The sequence below is a fragment of the Pedobacter sp. 01N416 genome (assembly GCF_056399685.1).
Map to the genome: position 1 here is coordinate 1 of NZ_JBFTRT010001072.1, position 515 is coordinate 515.

The window sequence follows — 515 nt, forward strand, 5'->3', positions numbered from 1 at the left end:
GAACCGTACAGGTACTGTTCATAAACGGACATTTTTTCTTTTTGTTTATTTGTATATTGTTGATATTTAGTTATTTATGTTTTGTTTTGCTCTTGGTATAAAATTGGCACAAACACTTGCAGATTTCATTTTACTAATTATTTGATATGTTTAAATTAAATTTGAAAATCGCCTGGCGAAACCTTTGGAAAAATAAAGGTTATACTTTTATCAATATTTTGGGCCTTTCTATCGGAATGGCAAGCTGCATCCTCATTTTTATTTTTATCCGTTACCAGCTAAGTTTTGATGAAGATTTTAAAAACGAAGATCGTATATACCGTGTAATAAGCGGTTGGACTACACCCGATAATTTTTTCGAATCTGCAGGCACACCACGACCTCTTCCGGCGGCGATGCGAAATGATTTTAAGCAGCAATTTGATAAAGTTGCTGCTATTCAGGCCGGCGGTGGAATTGTCAAAGTAAAAGACGAATCAGGAAAAGAAAGAATTAAAACCTCCGAAAGCGTACAT

Annotated in this window: 1 protein-coding gene; it reads left to right on the forward strand. The window is 34.8% G+C overall.

The genetic code is table 11. From position 1 onward, the window contains the following. Positions 1-146: 146 nt before the first annotated feature. Positions 147-515, forward strand: a 369-nt coding sequence (locus tag AC1DND_RS29290; RefSeq protein ID WP_477586540.1) for an ABC transporter permease, incomplete at its 3' end; no start/stop codon positions are given.